This window comes from Burkholderia sp. Bp8984, assembly GCF_003853755.1.
Classification (GTDB): domain Bacteria; phylum Pseudomonadota; class Gammaproteobacteria; order Burkholderiales; family Burkholderiaceae; genus Burkholderia.
Genome location: NZ_QTQN01000055.1, coordinates 1 through 21,855, shown reverse-complemented (window position 1 = coordinate 21,855; position 21,855 = coordinate 1). Strand labels below are relative to the sequence as shown.

General features: G+C 69.3%; 20 protein-coding genes. 13 read left to right on the top strand and 7 right to left on the bottom strand.

All coding sequences use genetic code 11. From position 1 onward, the window contains the following. The first annotated feature begins 87 nt into the window (after positions 1–87). From DID98_RS33630 to DID98_RS33620, 3 genes are all read left to right on the top strand, one after another. Positions 88–1,368: an endoribonuclease L-PSP gene (locus DID98_RS33630; RefSeq protein ID WP_124572102.1), complete on the top strand. Its 1,281-nt coding sequence runs from the start codon at positions 88–90 to the stop codon at positions 1,366–1,368. Positions 1,369–1,493: 125 nt separating this feature from the next. Next, positions 1,494–2,300, top strand: a complete 807-nt coding sequence (locus DID98_RS33625) for a glycosyltransferase family 2 protein (protein WP_124488585.1) — start codon at positions 1,494–1,496, stop codon at positions 2,298–2,300. 150 nt (positions 2,301–2,450) lie between these two features. Then, positions 2,451–3,212: a M48 family metalloprotease gene (locus tag DID98_RS33620; RefSeq protein WP_044848588.1), complete on the top strand. Its 762-nt coding sequence runs from the start codon at positions 2,451–2,453 to the stop codon at positions 3,210–3,212. Positions 3,213–3,348: 136 nt separating this feature from the next. On the opposite strand, the gene DID98_RS33615 is transcribed toward DID98_RS33620, so the two are convergent. Genes DID98_RS33615 through DID98_RS33600 form a run of 4 tightly spaced genes read right to left on the bottom strand, consistent with a single transcriptional unit; the run spans position 3,349 to position 8,053 of the window. Then, entirely contained in the window at positions 3,349–5,049 is a 1,701-nt protein-coding gene (locus DID98_RS33615; RefSeq protein WP_124521019.1) for a lactate permease LctP family transporter, read from the bottom strand. Positions 5,050–5,100: 51 nt separating this feature from the next. Next, complete coding sequence (locus DID98_RS33610) at positions 5,101–6,546, bottom strand: LutB/LldF family L-lactate oxidation iron-sulfur protein (protein WP_124572101.1); 1,446 nt, start codon at positions 6,544–6,546, stop codon at positions 5,101–5,103. Then, complete coding sequence (locus DID98_RS33605) at positions 6,543–7,256, bottom strand: LUD domain-containing protein (RefSeq protein WP_124572100.1); 714 nt, start codon at positions 7,254–7,256, stop codon at positions 6,543–6,545. The genes DID98_RS33610 and DID98_RS33605 overlap by 4 nt, the downstream gene beginning before the upstream one ends. After that, positions 7,253–8,053, bottom strand: a complete 801-nt coding sequence (locus tag DID98_RS33600) for a (Fe-S)-binding protein (RefSeq protein ID WP_124572099.1) — start codon at positions 8,051–8,053, stop codon at positions 7,253–7,255. Before DID98_RS33600 ends, DID98_RS33605 begins: the two co-directional genes overlap by 4 nt. Positions 8,054–8,187: 134 nt before the next feature. Between DID98_RS33600 and DID98_RS33595 the strand changes: the two genes are divergently transcribed. The 5 genes from DID98_RS33595 to DID98_RS33575 all read left to right on the top strand — a co-directional run bounded on the left by DID98_RS33595 (position 8,188) and on the right by DID98_RS33575 (position 13,660). Further along, a complete protein-coding gene (locus DID98_RS33595; protein ID WP_124488590.1) occupies positions 8,188–8,904 on the top strand; it encodes a FadR/GntR family transcriptional regulator in 717 nt (238 codons plus the stop codon). Between the two features lie 234 nt (positions 8,905–9,138). After that, complete coding sequence (locus tag DID98_RS33590; RefSeq protein WP_124488591.1) at positions 9,139–10,764, top strand: phospholipase D family protein; 1,626 nt, start codon at positions 9,139–9,141, stop codon at positions 10,762–10,764. 247 nt (positions 10,765–11,011) lie between these two features. Then, complete coding sequence (locus DID98_RS33585; protein WP_124572098.1) at positions 11,012–11,785, top strand: class II aldolase/adducin family protein; 774 nt, start codon at positions 11,012–11,014, stop codon at positions 11,783–11,785. A gap of 361 nt (positions 11,786–12,146) precedes the next feature. Beyond that, the gene (locus DID98_RS33580) at positions 12,147–12,581 is read left to right on the top strand and encodes a CHRD domain-containing protein (RefSeq protein ID WP_044848607.1); all 435 of its coding nucleotides are present in this window, start codon (positions 12,147–12,149) and stop codon (positions 12,579–12,581) included. Positions 12,582–12,697: 116 nt separating this feature from the next. Next, the gene (locus DID98_RS33575; RefSeq protein WP_124572097.1) at positions 12,698–13,660 is read left to right on the top strand and encodes an alpha/beta hydrolase; all 963 of its coding nucleotides are present in this window, start codon (positions 12,698–12,700) and stop codon (positions 13,658–13,660) included. On the opposite strand, the gene DID98_RS33570 is transcribed toward DID98_RS33575, so the two are convergent. Next, positions 13,630–14,472, bottom strand: a complete 843-nt coding sequence (locus DID98_RS33570; protein WP_124572096.1) for an EcsC family protein — start codon at positions 14,470–14,472, stop codon at positions 13,630–13,632. The genes DID98_RS33575 and DID98_RS33570 overlap by 31 nt on opposite strands. A gap of 110 nt (positions 14,473–14,582) precedes the next feature. On the opposite strand from DID98_RS33570, the gene DID98_RS33565 reads away from it, so the two are divergent. After that, positions 14,583–16,178 (top strand): MDR family MFS transporter, encoded by a 1,596-nt coding sequence (locus DID98_RS33565; RefSeq protein WP_124521029.1) that lies wholly within the window; start codon positions 14,583–14,585, stop codon positions 16,176–16,178. Positions 16,179–16,212: 34 nt separating this feature from the next. Continuing rightward, complete coding sequence (locus DID98_RS33560) at positions 16,213–16,659, top strand: MarR family winged helix-turn-helix transcriptional regulator (protein WP_124521030.1); 447 nt, start codon at positions 16,213–16,215, stop codon at positions 16,657–16,659. Positions 16,660–16,779: 120 nt separating this feature from the next. Here DID98_RS33560 and DID98_RS33555 read toward each other — a convergent pair whose 3' ends face one another. Further along, a complete protein-coding gene (locus tag DID98_RS33555; RefSeq protein ID WP_044848600.1) occupies positions 16,780–17,361 on the bottom strand; it encodes a DJ-1/PfpI family protein in 582 nt (193 codons plus the stop codon). Between the two features lie 178 nt (positions 17,362–17,539). Further along, positions 17,540–18,820, bottom strand: a complete 1,281-nt coding sequence (locus DID98_RS33550) for an amino acid deaminase (protein WP_124521032.1) — start codon at positions 18,818–18,820, stop codon at positions 17,540–17,542. Between the two features lie 119 nt (positions 18,821–18,939). Here DID98_RS33550 and DID98_RS33545 point away from each other — a divergent pair, with 119 nt between their 5' ends. From DID98_RS33545 to DID98_RS33535, 3 genes are all read left to right on the top strand, one after another. Further along, positions 18,940–19,869 (top strand): MurR/RpiR family transcriptional regulator, encoded by a 930-nt coding sequence (locus DID98_RS33545; RefSeq protein ID WP_124521034.1) that lies wholly within the window; start codon positions 18,940–18,942, stop codon positions 19,867–19,869. Positions 19,870–19,871: 2 nt separating this feature from the next. Further along, entirely contained in the window at positions 19,872–21,353 is a 1,482-nt protein-coding gene (locus DID98_RS33540) for an amidohydrolase family protein (RefSeq protein ID WP_124572095.1), read from the top strand. Between the two features lie 123 nt (positions 21,354–21,476). After that, a partial coding sequence (locus tag DID98_RS33535) for a RidA family protein (protein WP_148093549.1) occupies positions 21,477–21,855 on the top strand: 379 nt, incomplete at its 3' end.

Genomic DNA, 21,855 nt, shown 5'->3' with positions numbered 1-21,855 from the left:
CGCGTCGGCTTGACGCGAAGCAACGGCGCGCAACGCGGCGCGTGGCCACGATGCCGCGAGCCCGCGCCGCATAGTGAGGAAATCGAAGTGTCAGTGCATCCAGTCGACGCCGAACGGCGAGCGTGTTCCCCGTCGTCCGCCACCAGCGCGGTCGCACGCGGACCCATGGCGGCCACGTCCACCGCGAACGGCGGCAATCGTGCGTTGCGGCTCGTCCAGATCGATCAGGCACGGCTGGCTGCGCTGCTGCACGATGCGCAGCAGCGGGGCGACGCATTCGACCGCGTGTTTCCCGGCGCGCTGGGCGCGGTCTGCATCGGTGCGGCCGGCTCGCCGGCCGATGCGATGGCGCGCGTGCTCGCCGCCGCCGCGCCCGACCTCCCGCTCGCACCGGTGCAGATGGCGCTGCTCGATGCCGGCAGCCATGCACGCGCCGGTGCGGTCTGCGAAATCTGGCAGTGCGACGCGCGCGACCTGCGCAGCGAGCGACGCGGCGCGCTGCAGTACCGCTACAGCGCAACGGCGGGGCTCGTGTTCGGCAGCATCGTCGTGCAGGAAGCGCAGGCAGCGCATGAAGCTCAGGAATCGGCCGATGCGGATCGCGACGGCGGCACGCCGCTCGAGCGCACGACCTACGACGCGTACCGCGCGCTGTTCGACGTACTCGATACGCTCGGCATCCCGCATCCGCTGCGGATCTGGAACACCGTGCCTGCGATCAACGCGCAGCAGTTCGGGATCGAACGCTATCGTCAGTTCAATATCGGCAGGCAGCGCGCGTTCGACGCGTGCCGCCGCGCGCTGACGGGCGGCGTGCCGGCCGCCTGCGCGCTCGGTTCCGTCGTGCCGGTCGCGGGTGACATGCCGCCGGCCGCGCCGCTCGCGATCCATTTCATCGCGAGCCGTGCGCCGGCCGATCCGGTCGAGAACCCGCGCCAGGTCAGCGCGTATCACTACCCGGCGGAGTACGGCCCGCGTGCGCCGACGTTCGCGCGCGCGGCCGCATGGCCGGGCGACGCTGCCGCGCCGCTGCTGTTCGTGTCGGGCACCGCCAGCATCGTCGGGCATCGCACCGTGCATCACGGCGACGTCGTCGCGCAAACGCGCGAGACGCTCGCGAACCTGGCCGCCGTGCTCGAGCAGGCCGCGCGGCAGGGGCACGGCCCGTTCACGCTTGCCGACCTGAGCTACCGCGTCTACGTGCGCGACGCCGGCGATGCCGCGGCGCTCGCCGCGATCGAACGCACGTTGCGCGATGCGGCCGGCCCCGGCGTGCGGCCGCTGTTCGTCCACGCGGACGTGTGCCGCGACGATCTGCTGGTCGAGATCGAGGCGAGCGCCGGCCATCCTCTGGAGCACCTGTCGTGAAGCGCGCGGGCCTGTCGCTGCGCGAACCGTCGCCGCACGCGGGCGGCGTCGACGAAGCCTGTCGGCAGTCGCCTGCAGGTCATAAACTTTTGTCAGGATCCTCGTCTTCGCAATCGGCCGTTCCCATGTCCACGCTGCAGGCCTCGTCCACCCATCTCGTACTGATTCCGAGCTACAACCCGGGCGTCAAGGTCGACACGACCGTGCGCAACGCCCGCGCGCAGTGGAATCCGGTGTGGGTCGTCGTCGACGGCAGCACCGACGGCAGCGCCGAGCGCCTGCAGGCGATGGCCGAGCGCGACCCCGGGCTGCGCGTGATCGTGCTGCCGGCGAACCGCGGCAAGGGCGCCGCGGTGCTGGCCGGGCTCGACGCGGCGGCCGCGAGCGGCTTCACGCACGTGCTGACGATGGATTCCGACGGCCAGCATCCGGCCGACCTGATTCCCGAATTCATGGCCGCGTCGCAGGGGGCGCCGGATGCGATGGTGCTGGGCCTGCCGAAGTTCGACGCGAGCGCGCCGCAGCTGCGCGTGCAGGGCCGGCGGCTGTCGAACGGATGGGCCGACCTCGAGACTCTGTGGGCCGGGATCGGCGATTCGCTGTACGGCTTTCGCGTGTACCCGGTCGCGCCGCTCGCCGCGATCATGCATCGCCAGCCGTGGATGCGCGGCTTCGACTTCGATCCGGAAGCCGCCGTGCGGCTGTGCTGGGCCGGGGTGCGGCCGATCCGCATCGAAGCGCCGGTGCGTTACTTCGGCGCGCACGAGGGCGGCGTGTCGCATTTCCACTACGGCCGCGACAACGCGTTGCTCGCGTGGATGCACCTGCGGCTGTTCGCCGGTTTCCTGGTGCGGCTGCCGATGCTGGTCGCGCGGCGGCTGACGCGCCGGTCGCGTTCCGCGTTCGGCCGGTCGTCCGGCCGCGGCGATTGACGGTCCGATTGTCATCAATCGGCTGAGCAATCGCGCCGTTCATTCCGTATTTGTCAGTAATCAAGCTGTCATTCGATGTAAACATCTGGTAATTTTCTGCCGGATTATGCAAAATCGCCGCTCCCAAATACAACTACCGAGGGATCCGGGATGCATATCAAGAAAGCGGCGGCCGCGTGCGGCATGGTTTTCCTGTTGAGCGCATGCGGTGGCGTGCAGAGTCTCGACGCGAACAGCCTGACGTCGGCGGGGACCAACCTGTTCAAGGCGGCGACGCTGTCGGACAGCGACATCGCGGCACTGTCGAACGACTCGTGCAAGGCGAGCGACGCCGAATCGAAGATCGCCGCGCCGAACAGCGCGTACGCGAAGCGCCTGACGAAGGTGATGAAGGGCTTCGGCGACATGACGCTGAACGGCCAGAAGATCAACTACAAGGTCTACATGACCAAGGACGTCAACGCGTGGGCGATGGGCAACGGCTGCGTGCGCGTGTACAGCGGCCTGATGGACATGATGAACGACGACGAGCTGCGCGGCGTGATCGGCCATGAAATGGGCCACGTCGCGCTGGGTCACTCGAAGAAGGCGATGCAGACTGCCTACGCGGTCAGCGCGGCACGCACCGCGGCCGGCGCGGCATCGCCTGGCGTCGCGGCCCTGACGAGCTCGCAGCTCGGCGACATCACCGAGAAGTTCATCAACGCGCAGTTCTCGCAGACGCAGGAGAGCGCGGCCGACGACTACTCGTTCGACCTGATGAAGCAGAAGAACATGAACCAGAAGGGCCTCGTCACCGCGTTCCAGAAGCTCGCGCAGCTCGATGGTGGCAAGAGCTCGATGATGAGCTCGCACCCGTCGTCGACGAGCCGTGCGCAGCACATCCAGGATCGCATCGCGAAGGGCAGCTGAGCGCCGCCGGATGGCGCCGGCCTCGTCCGGCGCCCGGGATGAACGAAACCCCACGCTCTTGCGGGCGTGGGGTTTTTGTTTTCCGGGGAAGCGGAAAGCGGCCGGAAATCCGCCGGAAAGCGGCCGCGCCGCGTGCTTACGGCACCATCCCCGGCAGCACGTACGCCTGCACGAGCGTGATCAGGCCGACGATCACCGCGAACAGCAGGCTGTGGCGCACGGTGAAGCGGAACAGCTCCGATTCCTTGCCGACCAGCCCCGTTGCCGCGCATGCCACCGCGATCGACTGCGGCGAGATCATCTTCGCGGTCACGCCGCCCGTCGTGTTCGCGGCGACCGCGAGCGTCTCGGGCACGCCGAGCTGGTGCGCGGTCGCTTGCTGCAGCGAGCAGAACAGCGCGTTCGACGACGTATCCGAGCCGGTCAGGAACACGCCGAGCCAGCCGAGGAACGGCGAGAAGAACGGAAACGCGGCGCCGGTCGCGGCGAGCATCAGCGCGAGCGTCGACGACATCCCCGAGTAGTTCGCGACGAACGCGAACGCGAGCACGAGGCCGATCGACAGGATCGGGCGCGTGAGCTCCTTCAGCGTTTCGCCGAACGTGACGAGCGCGTCGCGCGGTTTCATCCGCAGCAGCGCCATCGAGATCAGCGCGGTCACGAGGATCGCGCTGCCCACCGCCGACACGAGGTCGAGCTTCAGCACCGCGTCGAGCGCCTTCGGCGTCGCGGCGATCGGCGCGGTCTTCACGACGAGCTGGTCGAGCCCGGCCACGTGGAACTTGAGGACGGTCGACGCGAGCGCGCCGTGCGCGGCGAACAGCGCCTTGAACGGCGCGATGCTCCACACGGTGACGACGGCCGTCAGGATCAGGAACGGCGACCACGCGCGCACGGTCTGCGCGAGCGAGTACGGCGACGCCTGGCGGCTCGCGCCCGCACCGTTGCCGCCCGCACCGAACCCCGCGAGCGCCGCGCCGCCGCCCGACGCGACGAGGCCGCCGGCCGTCTGCTTCGCGCTGCCCGGTTGCCAGACCTTCAGGAACGCGGCGAGCGAGACGAGGCTGACGAGCGACGACGTGATGTCCGGCAGCTCGGGCCCGATATGGTTCGACGTGAAGTACTGCGTGATCGCGAAGCTGCCGCCGGCGACGAGCGCGGCCGGCCAGGTCTGCCGCACGCCGCGCAGCCCGTCCATCATGAACACGAGCCAGAACGGCACCGCGAGCGACAGCAGCGGCAGCTGGCGGCCGGCCATCGCGCCGATGTGGAACGCGTCGATGCCGGTCACCTGTCCGGCGACGATGATCGGGATGCCCATCGCGCCGAACGCGACCGGCGCGGTGTTTGCAATCAGACACAATCCTGCCGCGTGCAGCGGCTTGAAGCCGAGGCCGACGAGCAGCGCGGCCGTGATCGCGACGGGCGCGCCGAAGCCGGCGGCGCCTTCGAGGAACGCGCCGAACGAGAAGCCGATCAGCAGCATCTGCAGCCGCTGGTCGTCGGTGATCGACAGCACCGACGCGCGGATGATCTCGAACTGGCCGGTCTTCACGACGATCTTGTACAGGAACACCGCCGCGACGATGATCCACGCGATCGGCCACAGGCCGTACGCGAAGCCGAAGCCGGCTGCGGCGAGCGCCTGCGGCACGGGCATGCCATACGCGAGGATCGCGACGCCGAGCGCCAGCAGCAGCGTGATCGCGGCGGCGACGTGCCCCTTCATCCGCAGTGCGGCGAGCGCGACGAAAAAGAAGATGATCGGGATCGCGGCGACGAACGCCGACAGCCCGAGGCTGCCGAGCGGGGTGTAGATCTGATGCCAAACCTGCATGGTTGTCTCCTCCATGGATTTCTATCGGTACGGGTTTGAAAGCGGGGTGGTCTATTCGGGTTGGCCGCGTGCGCGCAGCAGGTCGGACAGGCTGCGCGGCGCCGGCTCGAGCGGCGTGCGATGTTGGGTCCAGCCCATCTGCTTCGCGGGCGTCAGCGCGCGCAGCCGCGTCGCGCTCCAGCGGAACGCGCGATACGCGCGCGGATGCGCAAACGCGCCGGACCAGAAGCGCCACACGAGGTCTTCCGCGCGGTTGTAGTTCGCGCCCTGGCCGCGCAGCGGATGCGCGACGGGTTCGTCGGGCTTGCGGTTCGCCTCGGTACGCAGCCGCACCAGCAATTGCGGGATCGGAATCCGGACCGGGCACACCTCGCCGCACGCGCCGCACAGCGTCGATGCGGTCGGCAGGTCGGCCGTCGCGTCGAGGCCGAGCAGGTGCGGCGAGATGATCTTGCCGATCGGGCCCGGGTAGGTCGTCCCGTATGCGTGGCCGCCAATCCGCGTATAGACGGGGCAGTGGTTCATGCACGCGCCGCAGCGGATGCATTGCAGCGTCGCGCGCAGCTGCTCGTCGGCGTAGGCCTGTGTGCGGCCGTTGTCGAGCAGCACGAGATGCAGCTCGCGCGGGCCGTCGCGTTCGCCGTCGCGGCGCGGGCCCGAGATCAGGTTGAAGTAGGTCGTGATCGCCTGGCCGGTGGCCGAGCGCGTGAGCAGGCTCGACAGCGGCACGATGTGCTCGAGTTTCTCGACGACCTTCTCGATCCCCATGATCGCGACGTGCGTGTCGGGCACGGTGGTCGACAGCCGGCCGTTGCCCTCGTTCTCGACGAGCCACAGCGTGCCCGTGTCGGCCGCCGCGAAGTTCACGCCGGACAGGCCGATGTCGGCTTCCGCGAACGCGCGGCGCAGCGCACGCCGGCCGGTCTGGATCAGCTCGTCGACGTCCTCCGTGTAACGCGTGCCCGGGATGTGTTCCTCGAACAGCTCGGCGATGTCGCCGCGCGTCTTGTGGATCGCCGGCATCACGATGTGCGACGGCTTTTCGCCCGCGAGCTGCACGATGAACTCGCCCATGTCGGACTCGATGCAGTCGACGCCGTGATCCGCGAGGTAATGGTTCAGCTCGATTTCCTCGCTGGCCATCGACTTGCCCTTGATCACGCGGCGCGCCTTCTTCGCCTGCGCGATGCCGAGCACGATCGCGTTCGCGTCGGCGGCCGTCTCGGCCCAGTGCACGTGCACGCCGGCCGCGTTGAGCTTCGCCTCCAGCCGCTCGAGCAGCGCGGGCAGTTGCGCGAGCGCGTGCTGGCGCACCGCTTCGCCGAGATCGCGCAGCTGCTGCAGCTCGGTGTCGTCGGGGAACTGGGTCGCGCGCTTGCCCTGCAGGAAATCCATCGCGCCGCGAAAGCTGCGGCGCAGCGCGGGATCGTCGAGCGCGGCGCGCGCGCGGGCCTTGAAGTCGCCGGGGGCGACGAATTGCAGCGGTTGGTCGCTCATCGCGGCAGGTCCTGGCAGGCGGTTGCGGTCGGTTCGGTGACGATCACGACCCAGAGGTTGCGCGGGCCGTGTGCGCCATACGCGAGGGTCTGCTGGATGTCGGAGGTCTTCGACGGGCCCGACACCAGCACGACGTTGGTCGGCATGCCGGCGTGCCAGCGCTCCGCGTGCGCGGCCGCGTGAAGGTCCGCGTGCAGCGTGTTCGCATGCACGAGCGCGACGTGCAGCGGCGGCACCAGCGAGACCGTGCGCGGCGTGCCGGCATCGGGCGCGAGCACGACCGTGCCGGTCGCCGCGATGCCCGAGCGCGCAACCGTGAAGCCCGCGTCGATCGTGTCGAACAGCTCGGCTTTCCATGCGTCGATCGGCCGGTCGAACGGCACCGGCGCGACCGCGTCGGGCAGCGCCTGCGCGAGGGCCGCGGCTTCGGGGCGGGCCGGGTCGAGCAGCAGGCGGCGCACGCCGGCCTCGGCCAGGCGCGCGGCCAGCTGCGCGGGCCATGCGTCGGCGGTGGCGCACCAGACTTCGGCGTGCGACGCGGCGAGCGCGGCCTGCATCGTCTGCGCGAGGGCATCCGGATCGGGCGCGACTGCCGCGCGCCGCGCCGCGTAATGCGTGTCGATGCGCGCATCGAGCGCGGGCGCGGCGTTCACGGCGACGCCGGGGGCGGCGGCGCGCAGGCGCGCGAGGATGGCGTCGCGCGCGCTCATTGCGTGTCTCCGCGCAGCGAGCCGGCACCGGCCGTGCGGCGCCACAGGAAGCTCGCGAGATGCTCGACGGGCAGCGCCGCGCCGGCCTTGGCCGCAGCGTGGCCGATGTTCAGCAGGCAGCCGCAGTCCGCCGACACGAGCCGGTCGCAGCCCGTCGCGCAGGCCGATGCGACCTTGTCGCGCACCATCGCGCCGGAGATGTCGGGATGCTTCAGCGAGAACGTGCCGCCGAAGCCGCAGCATTCCGATTCGCGTTCATGTTCGATGCGCGTGACGCCCGGCAGCGCGTCGACGAGCGCGACGCCGTGCACGCGCGTGCCCATCTCGCGGCGGGCCGCGCACGACGTGTGCAGCACGACGCGCTCGTCCGGGCCGGCGTTGGCGGTGACGGCGTCGAGCCGCACGTCGAGCACATGGACGAGGAATTCGGCGAGTTCGTAGGTGCGCTCCGCGATCGCGCGTGCCTTCGGGCCGTGCACGGGATCGTCGGCGAACAGGGCGGGCCAATGGTGCCGGATCATGCCCGCGCACGAGCCGGACGGCACGATCACGGGCCACGGCTCGGCGAACAGGTCGAGCTGCGCGGCCGCGACGCGGCGCGCTTCGTCGGGATTGCCGCTGCTGTAGGCCGGCTGCCCGCAGCAGCTCTGGCCGCGCGGATAGTGGACGGTCAGGCCTTCGCGTTCCAGCAGGCGGACCGCGTCGAGCCCGGCTTCGGGGACGAACAGGTCGACCAGGCAGGTCGCGAACAGATAGACGTGCGCGGCGGCGGCGGCGGGGTAGTGCCTTTCGTTCATGTCTCGCTCCAGGGGTGCCGGCCCGGCATGCGAATGCGGGACGACGATTTCGCTGCATAATTCCCGCGACGGCGCCGCAGCTCAAATTGGTTGGGCCAATCGGCGTGACGGGTATTCCGGATGGGGAGACGGCGATGGCGGCGATGACGGCACGGGGCCGGACCGAAGTGGTGATGCGCAAGATCGAGACGGCGCTGCTCGACGGCACGTGGCCGGCCGGCGCGCGGCTGCCGGCCGAGCGCGTGCTCGCGCAGCAGTACGGCGTCGCGCGCAATACGGTGCGCGAGGCGACCCAGCGGCTCGTCGCGCGCGGGCTGCTGCAGAGCCGGCGCGGCGCGGGCGTCTACGTGACGGACCAGTTGCGCGCGGGCATCGCGTCGCCGTGGGGGCAACTGGTTGCCGACCATCCGGCGCTGCGCGACGACATACTCGAGTTTCGCCGCGTGCTCGAAGGCGCGACCGCGTATTTCGCCGCGCTGCGCGCCGACGCGCACGACCGGCGCCGGATCCGCGCGCTGCTGCGCGAGCTCGAGACCGCGCACGCGAACGACGACGCGGCCCTCGAGGCGTCGGCCGACGCGAAGCTGCACGAGGCGATCGCGCTCGCGTCGCACAACACGATGTTCCTGCACCTGCACACGAGCGTGCTCGGGATGCTGCGCGAGCACATCTCGATCAACGTCGCGGGGATGACCACGCACGACGAGCAGGCATCGGAGTTGCTGCTGCAGCAGCACCGGGTGGTCTGCGACGCGATCTGCGCGCACCGGCCCGAGGAGGCGCGCACGGCGATGCAGACCCATATCGACTACGTGCGCAGTCACTTCGAGCGAAGCGACGACGCGCCGTGAGATTGGTTGGACCATGGGCGCGGCGGGTCCGCCTGGCGGTCGAATCCGAGGACGCCCGCCGGCCGCGGTTCAGGGCCGCGGCCGCGCGCGGCATGCGTGGCGGCTCGGCGCCGCATGCGCCGGGCGCACGATTGACCGGTTCATCGGGCGCCCCCTAGAATCGATTGAACCCGCCCGTCAGCCGCGCGCCGCGGCGATTGCGGACCCGTTGATCCGCCTGTCGAGGGAGTTTCCGTGCTCACGTCCTTGATCCGGTGCGCGCCGGCCGCATTGTCGTTGCGCGCCGTCGGCCGCCCGGCCTGCGCGCTCGCCGTGTGTGCGCTGCTGTCGCTGGCCACCGCCTGCGCGACGCATCCGCCCGCCACCACGCTCGATCGTCCCGTCTCGCACGCGTTGCCGACCGATACCGCGACGCCGTTGCGCGCTGCGCTGGCCGCGCCGGAAGCCGCGCATCCGGGGCAGTCGGGCTTCCGGCTGCTGCCCGACGGCGCGACCGCGCTGCAGATGCGCATCGCGCTCGCACGCGCGGCGACGAAGACGCTCGACATGCAGTACTACATCGCGACCGAGGACACGACCGGCAAGCTGCTGCTGGGCGCGGCGCTGTATGCGGCCGATCGCGGCGTGCGCGTGCGGATGCTGGTCGACGACCTGAACTTCCACGACATCGATCGCGTCATGGCCGCGCTGAACACGCACACGAACATCGAGATTCGCGTGTTCAATCCGTTCGGCGCGTCGCAATACGGGATGGTCGAGCGCACGGCCAACTACTTCACGCGGATCGACAGCTTCACGCGGCGGATGCACAACAAGGCGATGATCGCGGACAACCAGCTCGCGATCGTCGGCGGCCGCAATCTCGGCGACGAATACTTCAGTGCGAGCCCGACGTTGCAGTTTCGCGATCTCGACGTGCTCGCCGCGGGCCCCGTGACGAACGATGTCTCGAAGAGCTTCGACGGCTACTGGGCGAGCGCGAGCAGCTATCCGTTGCGCGTGCTGAATCATCAGACGTTCGCTCCGAAGGATCTCGACGCGATGCGCGACGAGCTGCGCGACCACTGGCGCAAGAATGCCGACCCGTACAACGCGAAGCCGCTGAACGCGACACCGCTCGCGCAGCAGATCGCGCGCGACCAGCTCGCGCTCGTGTGGGCGCCGGCCGAATTCAAGGTCGATGCGCCGACCAAGGTCGCGCAGCCGACCGATGCATACGTGAGCCCGCCGATGCAGCGCCTCGTCGAACTGATGCGCGGCGCGCAGAAGGAATTCCTCGCGTTTTCGCCGTACTTCGTGCCGCACGATGCCGGCGTGAAGATCCTCGGCGACACGGTCGGGCGCGGCGTGCGCGTCGCGATCGTGACGAATTCGCTCGCGGCGACCGACGCGGTCGCGGTGCAGGCCGGCTACGCGCCGTACCGCGTGCCGTTGCTTGAGCGCGGCGTCGAGCTGTACGAGTTCAAGGCACAGCCGGGCCAGCAGTCCGCGCGGCTGTTCGGCTCGCGCTCGCGTGCGAGCCTGCACGCGAAGGCGTACGTGATCGACCGGCACATCCTGGTGATCGGCTCGCTGAATCTCGACCCGCGCTCGGCGCACCTCAACACCGAGCTCGCGCTCGTGATCCACAGCCCGGTGCTCGCGCAGCAGGCCGCGGAGATCTTCGCACGGGTGACGCAGCCTGATGAAAGCTATCGCGTCACGCTCGTGAAGCAAATGGACGGCGGGCCGCCGGCACTCGAATGGACGGGCGTCGACGGCGGCCAGTCGACCCTCTATCACGTCGATCCGCATGCCGGGCTGCTGCGCAACGTGATGACCGGCCTTTTCATGCTGCTGCCGGTCGACGACCAGTTGTAAGGGCCGGAACGGCTCGGGCCAAACCCGCGATACCGGTGCGCGGGGAAAGGTGATATGGTTGTGCGCGCAACGATATGCGTATCGTGAAGGGTGCCGCCGGACAGCTCGCGCAATGCGGGCGGAAGCGGTGCCGAACGACGCGCCGCACGCGCCATGTGCGCCAAGCACGCCGCGTGCGCCGCCAGGAGACGAGGGACGATACGCGCGCCGCCCGCGCGGCCGCGCAAGCCCGCAACCGGAGTGCCCCATGCAACGTGTACCCAACCAGCCGTTCACGCGTCCCGCCCGTTTTTCCGAAATCGAGTGGCAGGCGCGCGTGCAACTCGCGGCCGCCTACCGGATCTTCGACCATCTCGGCTGGACCGAGCTGATCTACAACCATATCTCGCTGCGCGTGCCGGGCGAGGACGGTCATTTCCTGATCAATCCGTTCGGGCTCCATTACCGCGAGGTGTGCGCGTCGAACCTCGTGAAGATCGACCTCGACGGCAACGTGATCGGCCATTCCGACTGGCCGATCAATCCGGCCGGCTTCACCTTCCACAGCGCGATCCATGCGGCGCTGCCCGACGCGCACTGCGTGATGCACGTGCATACGACGCCGACGATGGCCGTGTGCTGCTCGCGCGACGGGCTGTCGTTCTCGAACTTCTATTCGGCGCAGCTGTACGGGAAGATCGCGTATCACGATTTCGAGGGCATCACCGTGCATCTCGAGGAAGGGCGGCGCATCGTCGAGAGCGCCGGCGGGCGGTCCGTGCTGCTGCTGCGCAACCACGGGCCCGTGACGATCGGCGCGACGCTCGCGCAGACCTTCTCGTTGATGTGGCTGCTCAATCGCGCGTGCGAGGTGCAGGTCGCGACCCATGCGATCGGCGATGCACTGCCGATCGCGCCGCCGGTGCTGGAGGGCTGCGTGCGCGATTCGCTGAATTTCGATCCGAAGCACGGTGCGGGGCAGGACGCGTTCGACGCGTTGCAGCGCATCGTCGATCGCATCGATCCCGGCTATCGCGCGTGAGGCGCGGTGCCGGCGCGATGCCGGGCTAGACCGCCGCGGCGAAATCGATTCGCGAGGCCTGATGGTGAGCGCAGCGGAATGTGCCGGACGATGCCCGCATGCCGTGCGGCACGCGCAAAAAAAAACGCGGCCGGATGGCCGCGTGAATACTCGCAGACTCCTTCGGACGAAGGAAACAAGCAACTGTGAGACGAAGTGTAGCGAAAGGCCGCGCGCAGATTCAGGGCGCGTGCTGCAAAGGTCTCTTCCAGGTTCCGTCAGGCTGGCGCGCGACGCGCGGGCTGCCGGATCGGCGGCGATCGACTACCATCATGGAGCGTCCCCCGGCCGGGTGGCGTACCACGTCGTACAAGGAGAATTCATGCCGAAGCTGCGTTTGCTCCAGGTGGCGTTGCTCGCGGGCGTGCTGGCCGCCGGCAGCGCCGCTGCCGAAACGGTGCGCCTGTCCGCCAACCTGCAGCCGTCGAGCGAAGTGCCGCCCACCGCGACCAAGGGCGCCGGCGCCGTCGATGCGACCTACGACACGGCCAGCCACCTGCTGCAGTGGACGGTGACTTACGAACACCTCACGGGGCCGGCGACCGCCGCGCACTTCCACGGGCCCGCGCCGGTCGGCCAGAACGCCGGCGTGCAGGTGCCGATCCCGAAGGACGAGCTCGCGAGCCCGATCAAGGGATCGAAGGCGCTCACCGACGCGCAGGTGACCGACCTGATGAGCGGCAAGTGGTACTTCAACGTGCACACGAAGGAGCATCCGGCCGGCGAGATCCGCGGCCAGGTGATGCCGGCGAACTGAGGCCGGCGAACCTAGGCCGGCAAACCGAGGCTGGCGTTTGATGTAGAGGCTCCCGTCGAGCGGCGCGGCAACGATCGCACGTACCATCGTGACACTGCGATGACGGAGTAGGTTCGATGAGTTGGCAAAGCAAGTTCGCGTGCTGGCTGCTGCGCCGGCAGTTTCGTCCCGAGACCACGCGCCCGGTGCTCGATCCCGCCCGCGCGCGGCGCTTCACCGACCTGAGAATGGTCGTGCCGCGTCGCGCGCCGTCGGGCTACCGCCTGCGCGAATGCTACCGTCCCGGCGACGCGCCGCTGCGCGGCGAATGGCTCGAACGCACCGATGCGGTCGGCGCGCGCGGGCCCGGCCGCACGCTGCTGTACTTCCACGGCGGCGGCTACTACTTCTGTTCGACGAAAACCCATCGGCCGCTCGTGTTCGGCCTCACCAAGCGCGCGGGCGTGCGCTCGTTCTCGCTCGATTACCGGCTCGCCCCCGAGAACCGCTTCCCGGCCGCGCTCGACGACGCGCTGGCCGCGTACCGGCAATTGCTCGCGCTCGGCACGCCGCCCGAGTCGATCGTGTTCGGCGGCGATTCCGCGGGCGGCGGCCTCGCGCTCGCGACGCTCGTCGCGCTGCGCGATCGCGGCGAACCGTTGCCGGCCGGCGCGATCCTGTTCTCGCCCTGGACCGACCTGGCCGGCACCGGCGCGACGATGCGCAGCAACGACGGCCTCGACCCGATGTTCGCGGCCGCGGCGCTGCCGAAGGCGGCGCAGCTGTATCTGGGCGACGCATCGGCGACGCATCCGTACGCGTCGCCGCTCTATGCGGACTTCACCGGGCTGCCGCCGCTCTTCATCCAGGCCGGCAGCACCGAGGTGCTGCTCGACGACGCGCGCCGCGTCGCCGACAGCGCGAAAGCGGCCGGCGTGCCGGTGGAGATCGAGGTGTGGCCCGACATGCCGCACGTGTGGCAGCTGTACACGCCGATGGTGCCGGAGTCGCGCGCCGCGCTCGACCGGGCGGCCGCATTCCTGCGCCGCGTCGCGGTCGAGCGGGCGGTTCAGCGCGCGGGCGAGCCGTCGATCGCCTGATACGCGGCCTGTACCGCCACCGAGCCGTACTTGCGCTCGAGCCGGCGCACGGTGAAGTGGCCGTGCGCCATCTGCTGGAAGTGGTCGATGAACAGCGTGTTGACGGTCGCGCCGAGCACCGCGCCGATCGCCGGGATCGACTTCGCGGCCATCTGCTCGGTGACCTGCACCGAGAAGCGTGATGCCACCGTCTGCACGAGCTTGAATACCGCCGCCGAGCTGTGCGCGGCGATCCCTTTCGTCGTGATGTCCGACGACGCCTTCGAAATCGCCTGCGCGAGCGCGCCGCGCAGCACGAAATAGCCGAGATCGGCGTCCTCTTCCCGCTTGTCCGGGTTGCCGCCCATGCCGAGCACGGCCAGGCACTGCAGCTGCGTGTCCACCGAGCCCAGGTCCTCGCCCTCGCTGCGCGCGATGTCGCATACCGAGCGGAAGATCAGCGTGGTCGTGACCGGCAGCTCGACCGGCAGCGCGAGGAAGCCGAACGCGCCGCCCGCCGCGCCGGTCGTCGCGACCGCGAGCTTGTGCAGCAGGTTGCTCGGCTTGTCCGGCTCGGCATCGGGCGTCTGCGGCTTGCCGAGCGTGCGCAGCGCGATGTTCAGGCACTTGCGCAGCGCAAGCTGCGTCGCGTCGTTGATCTTGCCGGTCGCGAAGTCCGGCAGCCGCGCGATCATCTTCTCGACCGGCGCGCCCAGCACGCCGGTCAGCTTCATCGTCAGCGACGGGCTTTCCAGCACCTGTTTCGCGCGTCGCAACGTATCCTGGTCTTCCGGCGACAGCGTCGCGGCAGGCGTGATCGAAATCGGTTCCATCTTTCTCCTTGGCGGTGGGGAACGGGCCCCGCACCTTCGCCGGCCTAGATTACTCCGCCGTGCTAGAATTTTGAGATTGTTTGACTCGTCAAAAGTTGCATCAACAAAAAATGGCTGTCCATACTGCCGCCCACCATTCGAGCGGGCAAGTCCTGCCGTTCCGCGAATCGCTGCTGGCGATGATCGGCATCTCGTTCGTCACCATGCTCGTCGCGCTCGACCAGACGGTCGTCGGCACCGCGTTGCCGACCATCGTCGCCGAGTTGAGGGGTTTCGACCTGTACGCGTGGGTCGCGACCTCGTACCTGCTCAGTTCCGTGATCACCGTGCCGATCTTCGGCCGCCTCGGCGACTACTACGGCCGCAAGTGGTTCGTGATCGCGTCGATCGTCGTGTTCACCGGCGCGTCGGTGCTGTGCGGGATGGCCAACGACATGTTGTTCCTGGTGCTCGCCCGCGGCCTGCAGGGGATCGGCGGCGGGATGCTGGTCGGTACCGCGTTCGCGTGCATTCCCGATTTGTTCCCCGATTCCGTCGTGCGGTTGCGCTGGCAGGTGCTGATGAGCTCCGCGTTCGGCATCGCGAACGCGGTCGGACCGTCGCTCGGCGGGATCCTGACCCAGTCGTTCGGCTGGCGCTCGGTGTTCTACGTCAACCTGCCGGTCGGCCTGCTGTCGCTGTTCTTCGTGTGGCGCTACCTGCCGCACCTGCGGCACGTCGAGCACGACCGCAAGATGCGGCTCGACTGGCCCGGCGCGCTGCTGATCGCGGTCTCGCTCGGTGCGCTGCAGCTGTTCGTCGAATGGCTGCCGAAGTACGGCGTGATGAGCTGGGCCTCGCTGCTGCTGGTCGTCGCGGTCGGCGCCGGCATCGGCTTGTGGCATTGGGAAAAGCGCTGCGCGCAGCCGATTCTGCCGTTCGACATGTTCGGCAACCGCGCGCTGTCGGCGCTGTTCGTGCTCGCGATCCTGGCCGGCTTCTCGATGTTCTCGCTCTTGTTCTACGCGCCGCTGCTGTTCCAGGGCGGCTTCGGGATGTCGCCGAAGGCGGCGGGGCTCGTGATCACGCCGCTCGTCGTGTTCATCACGATCGGCAGCATCATGAACGGCCGCGTCGTCACGCGCATCCGCAATCCGAACGCGATGCTGCATGTCGGTTTCGTGCTGTTCGCGATCGCATGCGCCGGCATCGTCGTGTCGACGCACACGACGCCGACCTGGATGCTGATGGCGCTGATGGTCGCGGGCGGTATCGGCCTCGGCTTCGTGCTGCCGAACCTCACCGTGTTCGCGCAGCAGACGGCCGGCCGCGAGCACCTCGGCATCGCGACCGCGCTGCTGCAATCGCTGCGCATGGTCGGCGGGATGATCGGCACCGCGCTCACGGGCACGCTGGTCAACCAGATGTATTCGAGCGGCGTGCGCGATGCGCTGTCGGGCGAGCACGCGCTGCAGTGGCACGCGCAGCTCGCCGATCCGCAGATCCTGATCGACCGCGCCGCGCAAGGCGGTCTGGTCGCGGAGCTGACCCGCGCCGGGCATAATGGCGCGCTGCTGCTGGAAACGGCCCGCGAATCGCTGGTCGGCGCGATTCACCTGGGTGTCGCGATGGCGGCCGTCGTCGCCGTGGTGTCGGTGTGGCAGTCCCGCCGCGTGCCGCCGATCGCGCTGCGGCACAAGATCGAGCCGCATGTCGCGGCCGATTGAACGATTCACCGATTGAACGAGTAGGCATCAGCGCATGGAAGAACAGGACCGCGTCGCGATCTTGCAGCAATTCGGACGCACGTATCGCGCGTTCATGACCGCGTTCGAAACGCACGTCGGGCAGCCGATGCCGCGCTGGCGCATCATGGTCGCGCTGCACACGATGGACGGGCATTCGTCGCAGAAGAAGCTCGTCGAGGTGCTGCGCATCGATCCGGGCGCGCTCACGCGCCAGTTGAAGTCGCTCGACGCGCTCGGCTGGATCGAGCGCGCGTCCGATGCGCGCGACAACCGCGTGACCAACGTCACGCTGACCGCCGAGGGCCGCGCCGCGTTCGACGCGTGCCTGCCGCGCCGCAAGGCGTTCCTCGACCAGACGATGGCGCAACTGCCGGACGACGTGCTGACCGCCTTGTCGGGCGCGCTGGCGATGCTGGAGTCGCGGATTGCGGATGTCGGCTCGACGCCGGCATCGCACTGAAGGGCGGTGCGGAAGCGGCGCGACGGGATGCGCCCCGTCGGCCGGTCTTGATCGGCACGGCATGCGGGCTGCGCGAACCCGCCGCCGGCCGGCGTTTCACTTCAATTCATTCCACCTCGTTCACAGCTCGATGCGCGTGCCGAGCAGCGCGAGGAACTGCGCGAGCCAGGCCGGATGCGCGGGCCACGCGGGCGCGGTGACGAACGGCGCGTCGGTCACGGCCGCGTCGACCGGGATGTCCGCATACTCGCCGCCCGCGAGCTTCACTTCGGGCGCGCAGGCCGGGTAGGCCGAGATGCGCTTGCCGCGGATCACGTCGGCGGCCGCGAGCAGCTGCGCCGCATGGCAGATCGCGGCGATCGGCTTGCCGGCTTCGGCGAACGCGCGCACCAGCGCGATCACCTTCGCATCGAGACGCAGGTATTCCGGCGCGCGGCCGCCCGCGATCGCGAGCGCGTCGTAGCCCGCCGCATCGACGTCGTCGAACGTCGCGTTCAGCGTGAAGTTGTGGCCGGGCTTCTCGGTGTAGGTCTGGTCGCCCTCGAAATCGTGGATCGCGGTCTTGACCTTGTCGCCCGCGCGCTTGCCCGGGCAGACTGCATCGACGTGATGGCCGACGGCCTGCAGCGCCTGGAACGGCACCATCGTTTCGTAGTCTTCGGCGAAATCACCGGTCAGGAACAGGATCTTCTTCGCGGCCATGGCTTTCTCCATTGAACAGCGTTGAGGGGCCGTTCGCGCCGGGCGCGGCAGGCATGCGCTGCGGCGCCGAAGCAGCCCCGAGGACGAAAGCGCAGTGTACTCCGGCAGATTGAAGCGCGCGTGACGGCCGCCCCGCGCTGCGGTGGGGCGGCGAGGCGGCGCGATGGCGCGCCAGGCGTCAGAAGAAGGTTTCGACGACTTCCGTCACGCGGAACTGCGGATCGAGCACGAGCAGCTGGCGCCACTTGTCGAACGTCAGGCACGGATGCGAGATATCGAACGCGACCATGTCGCCGACCTTCACGTCCGCGCCCGGCGGGATCTGCAGGTACGCGTGCTGGTCCATCATCCCGGTGACGGCCCAGCCTTCGCTCGCGGCGACGTCGCGCGGCGCGCTGTCGCGACCGGGGCGGAAGTGGCGCGCCGGCTCGGGCAGGCCCGCGTCGAACGCCGCGTCGCGCTTGCCGAGCGCGATGATCGCGCGGTCGGCTTCCGGCACCGATTGCACGTACGCCCACAGCTGCAGCGCCGGCAGCAGCCCTTCGCCCATCCTGCGGGCGATCGGGTTGCGCGCGAACACGTCGGTCTGCGCCTTCTTGTAGATGCCGACGTCGTGCGTCAGGTAGCAGCCCGGACGCAGCACGACTTCCGCGAAACCATCATCGGACGCCTTCGCGAATTCCTCCGCGACCACGTCGTACCATGCCGAGCCGGCACCCGACAGGATCGCCGGCGTGCGCGCGAAGCGGCCGGCTTCGGCCAGCTCGCGCGTGAACGCGACCGCGTCCTGCAGGAACGCGCGGATCTCGCCTTCCTCCTTCAGCACGCCTTCGTAGAGTTCGATGCCGGCCAGCTTCAGCGTGTCCGGATAGCGCGCGATCGCGTCGAGCACGGCGGTGCGCTGCGCGGCGTCGCGCACGCCCGCGCGGCCGCCCGGCACGCCGAGTTCGATCAGCACGTTCAGCGTTTTCTTCGCTTCGCCGAAGAAGCGGCCGAGCTGGTCGACGCTGTCGGCCGAATCGACGAGGCAGAAGAACTCGAAGTCGGGATCGGACAGCAGCCCCGCGATGATCGTCATGTTCTGGCGGCCGACCAGCTGGTTCGCGAGCAGCACGCGGCGCACGCCGCCGTGATACGCGGCCTGCGTCTGGTGCGCGGTCGCGAGCGTGATGCCCCACGCGCCGGCGGCGAGCTGGCGGCGAAACAGTTGCGGCGCCATCGTCGTCTTGCCGTGCGGCGCGAACTGCGCGCCGTACTGCTGGACGAACGCCTGCATCCAGTTCAGATTGTGTTCGATGCGATCCTCATACAGCACCGCTGCCGGCAGGCTGACGTCTTCCGCGAGCAGGTTCCACTCGAGGCGGCCTGCGTCGTCGAGCGGCACGCTCGCGCTCGGCAGGTTGCCGAGGCCCTTGCCCAACGGATTGATTGTCGGTTCCTGATAGTTTGTAACTTTCATGTCATCCCGCTCCATCATCACTATGCATTGCACTGAAGTTGACATGCAGATGGTACAGAAAGTAGCATCGGCGCGGTGATGTTATTTAGTAACATAAAGCGCCGCACCCTTTTCCGCAGATGAATTCGTCCGCCACTCCGTCCGTTCCGTTCACCGCCGAGCAACCGGTTGCCCAGCCGGTCCTCGACATCGTCGCGCGGATCGCCGAATGCGCGCCCGAGTTGCGCGAGGCCGAACGCAAGGTCGCGGCCTTCATCCTCGCCGATCTCGCGCGCGCCGCGCATGCGAGCATCGGCGCGCTCGCGCGCGACGCGGAAGTCAGCGTCGCGACGGTCACGCGGTTCGCGAAGGCCGTCGGCTGCCGCGACGTGCGCGAACTGAAGGTGCTCGTCGCGCAGGCGGCGGCGGTCGGCCAGCGCTTTCTCGTGCCGTCCGGCGAGCCTGCGGAAGCGGACGCGAGCCCGGCATCGGTCGTCTACGACGAGATCCGCGTCGCGCTCGCGCACAACCACCAGCTGCTGCGCAACACGTCGTTCGATGCCGCGGCCGATCTCCTCGCCGGCGCGAAGATGGTCTACGTGTACGGGCAGGGCGGCGGCTCGACCGCGCTCGCCGACGAACTGCGCTTCCGGCTCGTGCGCTTCGGCCGGCCGGTCGCGAGCTACCAGGACAGCCTGCTGCAGCGGATGGTGTCGGCGACGCTGTCGCGCGACACCGTGGTCGTCGCGCTGTCGGTGAGCGGGCGCGTGCCCGAGCTGCTCGAGAGCTGCCGCCTCGCGAAGCGCTACGGCGCGAAGCTGATCGCGATCACCGCGCCGGCTTCGCCGCTCGCGAAGCTCGCCGACCACCTGATCCCGGTCGTCGCGTTCGAAACCGATTTCATCTACAAGCCATCGACATCGCGCTACGCGATGATGATGGCGATCGACGTGCTCGTCACCGGAGTCGCGCTGCGGCTCGGCGATGCGGGCCGAGAATCGCTGCGCCGCATCAAGCATGCGCTCGATGCGCACCGCGGCGGCGGAGACCGTCAACCGGTAGGAGACTGACCATGCATTCGCATCCCGAAGCCGCCGATACGCTGATCGTCGGCGCGCAGCTGTACGACGGCACGGGCGCACCGCCCGTCACGCGCGACGTCGCGATCCGCAACGGCGTGATCGCGGCGATCGGCAACCTGTCGAACTGGCTCGCCGAGACCGTCGTCGATGCGAACGGCCGCGCGCTCGCGCCGGGCTTCGTCGACGTGCACACGCACGACGACACGCACGTGATCCGCGCGCCGCAGATGCTGCCGAAGGTCTCGCAAGGCGTGACGACCGTGATCGTCGGCAACTGCGGGATCAGCGCGTCGCCGGTGACGCTCGCGGGCGATCCGCCCGACCCGATGAACCTGCTCGGCGATCGTGACGCGTTCCGCTATCCGACCTTCGCTGCCTATGTCGCGGCCGTCAACGACGCGCGTCCGGCCGTGAACGTCGCGGCGCTCGTCGGGCACACCGCGCTGCGCAACAACCAGATGGACCGCCTCGACCGCGCGGCGACCGACGGCGAGATCGCCGGGATGCGCACGCAACTCGAGGAAGCGCTCGCGAACGGCGCGCTCGGGCTGTCGTCGGGCCTTGCGTACGGCTCCGCGTTCGCGGCGCCGGCCGAGGAAGTGATGGCGCTCGCCGAGCCGCTCGCGAACGCGGGCGCGCTCTACACGACGCACATGCGCACCGAATTCGACGCGATCCTCGACGCGATGGACGAGGCGTACCGCGTCGGCCGTCACGCGCAGGTGCCGGTCGTGATCTCGCACCTGAAGTGCGCAGGCCCGTCGAACTGGGGGCGCAGCACCGAGGTGCTCGCGTCGCTCGAAGGCGCGCGCCGCTACCAGCCGGTCGGCTGCGACTGCTATCCGTACAGCCGCAGTTCGTCGACGCTCGACCTGAAGCAGGTGACGGGCGACATCGACATCACGATCACGTGGTCGGAGCCGCATCCGGAAGTCGCCGGCAAGCTGCTGAAGGCGATCGCGGCCGACTGGGGCGTGACCGAGCAGGAGGCCGCGCAGCGGATCCGCCCGGCCGGCGCCGTGTACCACAACATGTCCGAGGACGACGTGCGCCGCATCCTGTCGCATCCGGCGACGATGGTCGGCTCGGATGGCCTGCCGAACGATCCGCTGCCGCATCCGCGGCTGTGGGGCGCGTTCCCGCGCGTGCTCGGCCATTACGTGCGCGACACGAACCTGCTGCCGCTCGAGGAGGCGATCCGCAAGATGACGTCGCTGTCCGCGCGCCGCTACGGGATCGCGCGGCGCGGCGAAGTGCACGTCGGCTACCACGCGGATCTCGTGCTGTTCGATCCGGCGCGCGTGATCGACGCCGCGACGTTCGAGAAGCCGCAACAGCCCGCGCACGGGATCGACGCGGTGTGGGTGAACGGCGTGCTGACCTACGAGAACGGCCAGCCGACCGGCGAGCGCGCCGGCGGTTTCGTCGCGCGCGGCGAGCGCGTGGCGGCGAGTGCCGACGCCGCGTTCTGAACGCGGTTCTGATCCGATTTGCCGCGTGCGCCATGCCGGCGCGCGCATCCGCAACCGTGTGTTGCATGGGACCGGCGCCGGCGCCTGCGCGCCGAGGCCGGTCGACCAACCAGGAGTGAAACGATGAAGCGATATGGCGTAGGCGAAGCGAAGGGTACCGGCGGGCAGGTGATGCCGTTTGCACGCGCGGTCGAGGCCGACGGCTGGCTGTACGTGTCGGGCCAGACGCCGATGGTGAACGGCGAGGTCGTCGAAGGCGGGATCGTCACGCAGTCGAAGCAGACGATCGAGAACGTGATCGCGATCCTGAAGGAAGCCGGCTACGGCCTCGAGCACGTCGTGCGCTGCGGCGTGTGGCTCGACGACGCACGCGATTTCGCGTCGTTCAACAAGGTGTTCGTGTCGTACTTCGGCGAGCATCCGCCGGCACGCGCGTGCGTGCAGTCGAGCATGGTCATCGATTGCAAGGTCGAGGTCGATTGCATCGCTTACAAGCCGCCGG